Annotated in this window: 9 protein-coding genes; 2 read left to right on the top strand and 7 right to left on the bottom strand. The window is 49.7% G+C overall.

Annotated elements, in window-relative coordinates; genetic code table 11:
* Positions 1 to 259 (top strand): hypothetical protein (locus L0M99_RS00925; RefSeq protein WP_238127463.1); only part of this gene is annotated, 259 nt, incomplete at its 5' end.
* 48 nt (positions 260 to 307) lie between these two features.
* On the opposite strand, the gene L0M99_RS00920 is transcribed toward L0M99_RS00925, so the two are convergent.
* The 6 genes from L0M99_RS00920 to L0M99_RS00895 form a co-directional block, all read right to left on the bottom strand.
* Positions 308 to 1,213, bottom strand: a complete 906-nt coding sequence (locus L0M99_RS00920; RefSeq protein ID WP_238127462.1) for an alpha/beta hydrolase — start codon at positions 1,211 to 1,213, stop codon at positions 308 to 310.
* A 22-nt stretch (positions 1,214 to 1,235) separates the two neighbouring features.
* Positions 1,236 to 2,048: an alpha/beta fold hydrolase gene (locus L0M99_RS00915; RefSeq protein ID WP_238127461.1), complete on the bottom strand. Its 813-nt coding sequence runs from the start codon at positions 2,046 to 2,048 to the stop codon at positions 1,236 to 1,238.
* Positions 2,049 to 2,466: 418 nt separating this feature from the next.
* Positions 2,467 to 3,327, bottom strand: coding sequence for an ABC transporter ATP-binding protein (locus L0M99_RS00910; protein WP_238127460.1), 861 nt, complete (start codon positions 3,325 to 3,327; stop codon positions 2,467 to 2,469).
* A gap of 2 nt (positions 3,328 to 3,329) precedes the next feature.
* A complete protein-coding gene (locus L0M99_RS00905; protein WP_238127471.1) occupies positions 3,330 to 5,393 on the bottom strand; it encodes a dipeptide/oligopeptide/nickel ABC transporter permease/ATP-binding protein in 2,064 nt (687 codons plus the stop codon).
* Positions 5,394 to 5,401: 8 nt separating this feature from the next.
* Complete coding sequence (locus L0M99_RS00900; protein ID WP_238127459.1) at positions 5,402 to 6,394, bottom strand: ABC transporter permease; 993 nt, start codon at positions 6,392 to 6,394, stop codon at positions 5,402 to 5,404.
* A gap of 120 nt (positions 6,395 to 6,514) precedes the next feature.
* Positions 6,515 to 8,110, bottom strand: coding sequence for an ABC transporter substrate-binding protein (locus tag L0M99_RS00895; protein ID WP_238127458.1), 1,596 nt, complete (start codon positions 8,108 to 8,110; stop codon positions 6,515 to 6,517).
* 290 nt (positions 8,111 to 8,400) lie between these two features.
* On the opposite strand from L0M99_RS00895, the gene L0M99_RS00890 reads away from it, so the two are divergent.
* Positions 8,401 to 9,171, top strand: a complete 771-nt coding sequence (locus L0M99_RS00890) for a FadR/GntR family transcriptional regulator (RefSeq protein WP_238127457.1) — start codon at positions 8,401 to 8,403, stop codon at positions 9,169 to 9,171.
* 53 nt (positions 9,172 to 9,224) lie between these two features.
* Here L0M99_RS00890 and L0M99_RS00885 read toward each other — a convergent pair whose 3' ends face one another.
* Positions 9,225 to 10,031 (bottom strand): alpha/beta fold hydrolase, encoded by an 807-nt coding sequence (locus L0M99_RS00885; protein WP_238127456.1) that lies wholly within the window; start codon positions 10,029 to 10,031, stop codon positions 9,225 to 9,227.
* Positions 10,032 to 10,106 lie beyond the last annotated feature (75 nt).

Raw genomic sequence — 10,106 nt, 5'->3', positions numbered from 1 at the left:
AAACAAAAAAACACACTATCGAGAACACAAACAACCAAACCACAAACCAACCAAACTGGCCGGTCAGGATTCGTCGCGAGCAAAAAATAATCGGCGGAAAACTCGCTTCCCGCCGGCTTCGTCGCTCAGCAACGAATACAAAGTTACCGCCCCTACGTCCACGGGTCAAACCAGATTAGGCAAAAGTAAGAGACACCACAATAGTTCTGATTTCCACCGCTTTTCCCATTATGGCGTTGAAAGAGTGGCTGACTTTTAGGGCTGCTAGGTTTGAGCGATTTTAGAATCAGAGCAAATGCCGTTAGGGCTAAATCCCCGCTGATTTTAGCGCGTTAATCACCAGTTCGCGTGCCTGGTCGGCAACAGCCGGGCCTTGCAGACCTAATACGCCATGACAGGTGCCAGGAAGCAGCGTTAGATGAACCGGAACGTTACTTTCCGTTAAGGTCTGCGCAAATCTAATATCTTCATCTCGCAAGGGATCGCATTGGTTGGCTACCAAGAAAGTTTCCGGCCACCCCGATAAGTCACTGGCTCTGCCGGGAGCCGCATAAATATCAGCTTTCCCCCCGCCTAGATAGGCTTTCCAACTGGCTTTAGCGTTAGGCAAATCCCATACCGGAGTGTCTTGTCCGCTTTGCATAGAGACTGTTTCCAGCCGATCATCTAAAACTGGTTCAATTAGAAACACTCGGTCAGCAAGTGCTATCCCTTGGTCTCGACTGAATAAGGTTACGGCTGCCGCCAGATTGCCTCCGGCGCTATCCCCATAAATTACGCTCGGGAGCGCGGGAAACTCTGCTTTCACCCATTGCCAGCCCGCCACGCAGTCCTGCAAAGGCAAGGGGTAGGGATTCTCGGGGGCGAGGCGATAGTTGGGGCTAACAACGCACTGACCAGTTTCTGCCGCCAGCTGTCCGTTCCAGCCATCATCATAGCGAGCTTGCCCCGCAATCATTCCCCCACCGTGAATACTGTAAATTATTCCCTGGGGTTCGCGGTTTTTTGGGCGGAATACTCGCAGTTCAACCTGGTAACCGTCTTTACTTTCCACCTGCACTATTTCCCGGGTAATACCGGCAGGTAACGCAATCTCGCCACTGAGCATCTTCTCGCCCACTGCCCGCATTGCCGGCGGATCCCACGCCATTTGGGGTGGAACTGTGTCAAGAACCGCGGCTATCTCGGAATCTAAAAGTATTTTGCTATCCATTATTCTCTTCTCCGTTGAAACTCTAATGATCTATACCGGCTAAGAAATCGTCACAAAGCGCATAGAACTCGGCTTCTTTTTCCCGGCGTACGCAGTGACGGGTTCCCGGAAGAATCACCGTCTTTAAATTATTGTTGCCCAGGTTTTCGATTTCTTTTAGCCGCTGCGGCCCTATCAACACGTCCTCGCCATCGGAGGTAAGCAGCAAGGTCGACATCTTGAGTGAGCGGGCAATCTGTTCCCAAGGCTGCCTCGGGCTAACTTCGCCGACGGCAACAAAATCTAAATCGACTTGCAGTTTACCCTGTAACCATCCGCAAGACTCTGTTAGCGACCAGTTGGAATAGTCGCTGCGGTTTTCCGATAACGCCGCTGCCGGTTCGGCTCGCATCCATTTAATTCGTTTCGCCAGCTGTGCTGCGCCGTCTTTGTATTGGATAGCTTGTTGTGGTGTTAGCCAGGCAGGTTCTTCCAAAATCAAGGCCTTAACTAAATCTGGTCGCCAGCACGCTACCGCACTCATTACCGCTGCCCCCATTGAGTGCCCGATTAATATAGCGGGCTCGCCAGCGTTAAGGTACTCAATCGTGCATATCATATCGGCTACTTCGGTGGCTAGCGGATCGAGCAGGGCTTCGCGGCTAAAACGTGGTGACAGCCCGTGCCCGCGCGCGTCTATACAGACGACGCGGTAATCGTTTGACCAGTATTTTTGCAAGCTAGCTAACGAGGACGCATTATCGGTAACCCCGTGGGTAGCGATAATTAGTGACCTATCTGCAGCTCCCGCCATGGTGTAGGCCAGCATCTGACCTTCTGGAATTGTCTTTTCCATAGTATTTACCTTAACTTTTCGCGCGTTAGCTGGCGTATTTGAAGCGTCCCAGGTTTTGTTCTGCTTATTATACGAGGTCTGTTCATTGACCCGGGTTTGATTATAGCTGGTGATTATGTTTCTGGGGTTCTGTATCCGAGTGCCTCGTGCAGGTGCTCAGTGTGCGGCAAATCGGCTCCACCCCGAAACGATCTTTAAAATCCTGAGAATACCTCTTAGACATGTTCCAATCCTCTCAAAAACCAGTAGGAACAAAACCTAGGACACTTCAACCTTATTTGCGCCCCAATCAGCTTCGATTAAAACAGGGAGGGCAAAGAAATAACTGGGGGGGTCGGGTATCTTTAATACCCGACCCCCCAGTTGATTATTAATTAACTCGCTAATAAACGCTTCCGCAATGCTTATTTACCGATTGCTAGGCATATTCGTTTAAACAAGCAGGATGCAATAGCGAGGGAGCAGCTCCCAGCAGTTTCTCGGTGTAGGGATCCTTGGGCGAATTCAGGATTTGCTCCGCAGTTCCTTGCTCCACGACCTTTCCTTCGTTCATCACCGCAATATAGTCAGAGATGTAACGCACCGTTTGAATATCATGCGAAATAAACACCATCGCCAAACCGAGTTCCTCACGTAAATCAGATAGTAGGTTCAAAATCTGAGCACGCACCGACACATCCAAAGCAGAGGTAGGTTCATCAGCAATAATCGCTTTCGGATTAAGGGATAGGGCACGAGCAATCGCCACCCGCTGCCTCTGCCCACCGGAAAGCTGACCAGGCAGCGCCCCGAGAGCAGATAATGGTAGCCCTACCAGCCCTAGCAGCTCTCTTACCCTTTTTTCACGCGAAGACTCATTACCGATGTTATGAACCCGTAAGGGATCTGCCAGTTGGTCTTGCACTGTCATGCGCGGATTTAAGGCAGTCGCTGGGTCTTGGAAAACTACCGATACTACCTGTCCGATAAGCCGGCGATCCTTAGCGGAACGTTTGGTCACGTCCTTGCCCATAAATAGCACTTGGCCTTTACTGGCTACTTGCAGACCGCACATCACGTTGGCGGTGGTAGATTTACCGCAACCCGATTCCCCCACAATTCCCAACACTTTTCCCGGCATAATCTTCATATCCACGCCTCGTACTGCATGCACATGGTTTGGTTTGAAGATTGAACCGGTACGCGCTTTGAAAATCACTTCAACCTTACGCAGTTCAATAATGGGAACATCCGGGTCTACCGGTTCGCTGTTAGGCAAAACCATTTTATCGTCTACCATGATTATTCCTCCTTTCCGCTGGCGCTATATCGGGGAGCACGCTTATACACGCCCTCTTTATCAGGTAGTGCCGCATACACGTGTTCTGGACCCACCAGTTCTAGCTCGAGTGGAATATCGGCTCCATAATCTGGATGGGACGAACGCGGAGCGAAACGGTCACCAACTGGGAAATCTTTAGGACTAGGTACTGTGCCGGGAACCTGATGCAAACGTCCGGAACCAGATTCGATTGACAGTACCGCCCCTAACAAACCGCGAGTGTACTCGTGAACAGGGTGTTCCAGTAGCTCGCTGGTCGGCGACTGTTCTACTACTTGTCCGGCGTACATTACGGTAATCTTGTGAGCCACTTCGGCAACTAGGGCAAGGTCGTGGCTAACGAACACCATGGCGAATCCGAGTTTTTCCCGTAACTCGTTTAGCAGAGCGATAACTTGCTTTTGGACGGTAACATCCAGAGCGGTAGTCGGCTCATCGGCAATCACCAGTTTCGGATCGCGGGTGAGAGCCATGGCGATGAGGACGCGCTGCCGCTGCCCACCGGAAAGCTCATGCGGGTAGGATTCCAAGGTTCGTTTGGGATCTAAGCCCACCAGTTCTAGAAGTTCCTCGGCGCTGCGAGTTCCTCCTCTGGAGGTTAGTTGCTTCATCTGAGCCTTAATCAACATGGCAGGATTCAGGGAGCTGAGCGCGTCCTGGTAAATCATTGCCATTTCGTTTCCTAATAGCCCTTGCCTTTGCTTAGGAGACATTTTCAAGAGGTCTTGACCTTGGTAGAGAATTTCTCCTTCAATCTGGGCACGCGGATCGATCAAGCCCATAATGGTTAGCGCAGTGATTGATTTACCGCAGCCTGATTCCCCAACCAGCCCCATGGTTTCTCCGGGGCGAACTGTGAAGCTTACCCGATCCACTACGTTTACATCACCGTGACGCGGGAATTTGATGGATAGGTTCTTTACTTCCAGTAATGGGTTTTGACCGGCAAACGGTGAATCATCAAAGCGATCATCGCGTTGGCTTTCCACCAGTTTGAGGGAGTCTAGACGTTCCTGTAAGGAGTCTTTTTGAGTCACATAGGCGCGGCGAGGATCCAATAGCAGAGCATCGGCTTCCCGATCGGCGGTATTTTGTTCAACCTTTGCGGGAGCAGAAGCCGGCGCAGCCACCATGGCATCGGTGATCCCCTCGGACAAGATGTTTAGACACAGTACCGTGATCATGATTAGCAGACCGGGGAATAGGGCGGTCCACCAGGCTCCATAAATAATAGACCCGTTGGCAGACGCATCAGAAAGTACGTTACCCCAGGTAGGAACCATTGTTGATTGGAGACCGGAGCCAATAAAGGTAAGGGAGGCTTCCAGAATAATCGCATCTGCTACCAGGACGGTGGCAAACACCAGTACTGGAGCAGCCGTGTTACGGATTACGTGTTTTACCAGAATCCAGGGGGCACGCGCACCCGAAACAATAACTGCCCTAACGTAGTCTTCACCGTAGGCTGCCATCACATTTGCCCGTACAATCCGCGCCAACTGCGGGGTATATACGAATGAGATAGCCACGATAATCACGGCAACTAGCCCGACTCGATTACCATCTTTGAAGATACCGGAGAATACCAACACCATTACTGCTGCCATAGCAATGCCAGGAACCGCCATAATGATGTCCATTATTCTCATAATCACTTCTGAAAGGCTGCGACGTACCACTGCCGCAATCGAGCCGATAATTGCCCCAAAGAACAGGGCAATAAATGCGGAACACAATCCGATGACTATCGAGAAACGCCCGCCCATCAGCAAACGCGATAACACATCACGACCGGCATAATCGGTTCCAAATAGGTGCGATCCGCTGGGATGAGCCAAGATGGCATCGGTGAATACCCTATCAGGAGAGTATGGGGTAATAAATTTGGCAAAAAAGGAAATTAGTACCACGCTAATCAGCACACACACGGAAATGCGCGCACCGATACTCATATTTTTCCAACGATTAAAGCGTACTTTTTTACCGCTTTCAACTGCGGAAACAATTTTCTTGGTTTGACTCATCATGATTATCACACAGACCTAATTCGGGGGTTTATTAACAGGTAGAGCATATCGACGACGATATTAACCACAATGAAAGCTAAGGCAACCACCAAAGCAGCAGCTTGAACAACTTCTACTTGGCTTTGTTGCACTCCTTGCACCAGGACTTTACCCATTCCTTGCAGACCGAAAATAATTTCGATAACAACTGCCCCTCCCATAAGGTAACCGACTCGTAAACCGAGGACGGTTACTGGAGTAATCAGCGCGTTACGTAGCACGTTACGGGCGATTACTACCGGGCGAGGAATGCCCGCCCCCAAAGCGGTGCGAACGTAATCGCGGTCAAGTTCTTCTACTACTGAAGTACGAACCACCCTAGTCATTTGCCCAATAACCGGAGTCGCCAGGGCTAGGGCGGGAAGTATCATTCGGGTTACCCAGCCGCCAAAGTCTTCAGTGATTCCTGGTAACCCTCCGGCGACCAGTTCACCATGACCGAGGGCAAGACCTAGTAGCACTAACAAGGCAGCTAACCAGAAGCTGGGGGTACCGATAAATACCACTGATAGGACACGAAAAACCTGATCTGGCCAGCGGTCACGATAAAGCGCCGCGATTACCCCTAAGGGGAAAGAAATAAGTACCGCAATGAATAGCCCAAAGAAAGTGAGCTGCAGGGTTACTGGAAGGGCAGGGGCAATTAAATCTACTACTTTATGACCAGTCCCTACCCCATAAATACCGAAGTCACCTTGACATAAACCAACTAGATAATTGAAGTACCGAACCACTGCGGGAATCGGTTTCCCAGTCTCGCTACCATCATCGGTTACATATCCATGGGCGATATTAAAGGCTTTTACTTGCGCAGGATCGGCCGCGTTATCGCCGAGCGCTGTCCAGGCGGGGTCAATAGGCGATAGCTCCATTACGAAAAACACCAACATGGTGACCCCGATTGCCATGATTGGCAAAGCGATAAGTCGCCTGCCTATGAGTCTCAATAAGTTGTTCACTAATCTCTCCTTTTAGCCAAGTATTAGCTTCCTCTAAAGTTAATGGGCGGGGCGGAAACTGGAGCTTCCGCCCCGCCCATTAGTTGGAGCCTCACTTAGCAGCAAGTAATCATTTGATAACTACTTGCTTACCTTGGTGCCGATTAGTTGCAGACCGGTCACGCCAATCGGAGTGAGGTCAGATACTTTAGCGGGATTGTAGGCGGTGTAGAGAGTGTGGAAGGCTAGCGGATAGAGGGCTGCCTGATCAGCAATCATATCTTGCACTTCACCCCATTTGGCTTTAGCCTCATCTCCGGTAGCTTTATCGGCTTTATCCATTAAATCAACCAGAGCTTTAGCTCCCGCAGGGTCAGATTCGGTTAGACGGAAACGGTCTTTCATCCACAGTTCGGAGTAGAACCAGCCCTTAATCAGCACTCCCGGATCGGCGCCGTAAACGGAGGCATCACCGGGGGCAACCACTACATCAAAATTGCCTTGGGCAACGTTGTTGTTCCATAAATCCGCGGAAGCAACATTGTTGAGATTAACTTTTAGACCTAGAGCCTCAAAATTCTGCTTGATTTGCGGCCCCATAGCAGCAATCCAAGTATCGGTAGTGGTGAGCACGCTAATTTCGGTACCGGCAGCCACTCCTGCATCCGCCAGTAGCTTCTTTGCCTTGTCTACATCAAAGGAGAACTGGGTAGCAGCTTTCTTGTATTGATCGTTGTAATCAGGCAGGAAAGAAGTAGGCTCTTTACCCGCGCCATTAAGAGCAGTCTTAATCATAGTTTGGGTATCAATAGCGGTCAGTAGTGCCTGACGAACCCGCTTGTCTTTGAAAGGAGCTTTGGTGGTGTTAAAGGTCATCATCGCGATACCGTAGGCGGTAGCATCTTTAACTTCCCATCCTGCAGCCTTAACCTTTTCAATACCGGCTGGATCTAGCGCTTCAACTACGTCAGTTTGTCCGGCTACCGCGGCCGTTAAACGAGCGGTTGCGTCCCGGGAATTGTCGTAGTGAATTTTGCCTACGGTTGCCGGGTTAGGCCCGTTGTAGTGCTCATTTACCGACAAATCCTGAGTGGTGTCAGTAATAGTGTCGTATTTGTAAGGTCCAGATCCCACTGGCATCTTGGTCAATTCATCAAAGGTGGCTTTGCTGGGAACGACTTTAATTAACGCTAAGCGCTCTTTCAAGTTGTCAATAGCGTGGGTCAGTTTGATGGTAACTGTGCTGTCATCTTTAGCTTCGATACCGGAAATAGCAGTCAGGAATGCAGCATAGGAACTGGGTTGTACTGCACCAGTTGAGTCCTTGTCCCCATCAACGATTCGTTTATAGGAACTGACTACATCTTTAGAGCTAACTGCATCTCCACTAGAAAACTTGGCTCCATCACGCAGTTTAACTTCATAGGTGGTGTCATTTACCTTGGTAGGTTCATCTTCAGCAGCCAGTGCCTTGTGAGCCTTGAACTTTGAGAAATCAAACTCGTACAACCCTTCAACTACCTGTAGGTTAGCGCCCACCGCCAGAGCTGAAGACGTGTTCGAGGGATTCCAGTTAGTGGTGTCATAAGCGGCAAAAACTTTTAGTTCGCCAGTTGCTTTGGTTCCGGTAGATCCTCCTGCTTTCGTATCAGCGGATCCTCCTCCACAAGCCGAAAGAGCAAGTGCAGCAGCGGCAAGTACAGCCGATACCTTTGCCCAACGCTTAATAGAACGCATTTTGAGTCCTCTCCTTTGAGAATTTCCATTTGCCGTATGGGAGACGAATGTCAACTTCATACAAATGCCAGCGTAGTAACAAAGAATAAGTTCTGTCAAGCATTTAACAAAAAGGTTACCTATTTGCTATAGACCTGCAAAGAAAGCTAGTTTTTGGCTTATTAATCTTACAAATTAAAAGAGTATTGCATCACTCTACTATGCCCTGTAGCATAGCTGTCATCAGACAACTACCGTTCAATGGGGAATGGTAATCTACTAGACGAGCGCAATTGCAATAGAGGAATCACATGAAAAAGACAGCTACCCCCGAATCAGTCTCCACAGTGGACGATTACCGGCGCTTACTACATAGCAAAAAGGGCTTAGAGATTCCTAGCTCCCGCTCTAAAGGTGCCCTGGCTGCGATAGAAAGTTTCATATTACAAGAGCGTCTACAACCCGGAGACCCGCTACCTACGGAGAATGAACTGTGTGAACGCTTAGGGGTTTCCCGCTCTTCCGTGCGCGAAGCCTTAAGACAATTACAGGCTTTAGATATTGTTACCGTTCACCAAGGACGCGGAACCTACGTGGGAGAAATGTCTTTACGTCCTTTTGCCCAAATGATGGTGTTGCGCTCTTCGCTAAAATCTACCAGCCTGACTTCCTTAAGCGAAGTCGTACAAGTTCGACGTACCCTAGATATCGGGTTAGCCCGTGAAATAGTAATGAAAGTGGCTGGAAAACAGCTAACTCACTTACATCAGCTAGTTGACACTATGGTGGAAAAAGCTCGTAACGGTCAGGAATTCTTAGTAGAGGACATAGAATTTCACACTGGTCTAGTGTCAGAGTTGAACAATAACTTACTCGAAGAACTAATGAACGCCCTCTGGCTGGTGCACATGTCGGTACTTCCTGTCTTGCCGGCTGCCGGGAAAGAAAACATGGTAGCAACTGCCAAGGCGCATGGGGCGATGCTTAAAGCCGCTGAAGCGGGAGATGCACTGGGATACATGGCCGCGGTACAAGACCACTATTCGCCTCTAATAGAATCCATTGAGGCTCTACCCGCTTAAGCCAGATTTCCACTTCCTATCAATAGGGCGAGTCTCGGCTACCAGCCCCTCCCCTAACTACGGTTTTCTTCCGCAGTTGCCCATTTCATCAGATAGGGATCTATTAACCGGTTGAATTCTTGCGGTTTGTTACGCCTTAGCGTATGTTCACAGCCGGGAATAAAAACTGTTTCCACATTCCGATTAGCTAAAGCATCGGTTTGCGCTAACCCGGACTTCCCCACAATATCTGATTCCTGATCGGAAGAAACCACCACCAGGGGAACCGTAATTTCTTGCATCAAGTCTTGCCAGTTTTCCTTAAAACTAACCACCCCGGTTCCTATCAGCCCTGAATCCACCCGGAGCTTTCCAAAAACCCAACCGATCATGGTGTCCCCCGGCCACCAGGGACGCCGCTTTCTCCCCCAGCTATAGGCCACCATTGGGTCTTGCCAGGACTCAAGTTGGCTAAGAGCAGTCGGAATATTAGTGACATAGTTTTGACGGTAGGTTTTAGACAGCCACGCCGGATCTTCTACTACCGCCCCTGCTACCAGTTCAGGGTAGCGCGCAGCCAGTTTCGTAACGAGGGCGCCCCCCATGGAATGCCCCACGAAAATAGCTTTTTTACCAAAGGTTTTTTCGATAAATTGCACCGCGTCCACGAAGGCAGAAAATGAAGCCTCGAAAGGATCTTCTAGCTCTTGGTCGGTAAATCGAGGCGAAAAACCGTGTCCTTTGTGGTCTATTGAAACCACCAGGTAACGGGACTTTAAATGGTCAATATAATCCGCCCAGGAAATCGCGCAATCTTCTACTCCATGAACCAAAATAATTAGAGGACGAGCAGGATTTCCCGCTACCAGATAACTAAGCATTTTTGCTCCCTTTTAACGCCTGCCACTGCTTAACTTGGCATTTATGATACCTCAGGGAGGTACTTTCACCTCTCA

The organism is Varibaculum cambriense, from assembly GCF_022133705.1.
Lineage (GTDB): Bacteria > Actinomycetota > Actinomycetes > Actinomycetales > Actinomycetaceae > Varibaculum > Varibaculum cambriense_A.
This window is presented reverse-complemented; position numbering and strand designations above follow the sequence as displayed.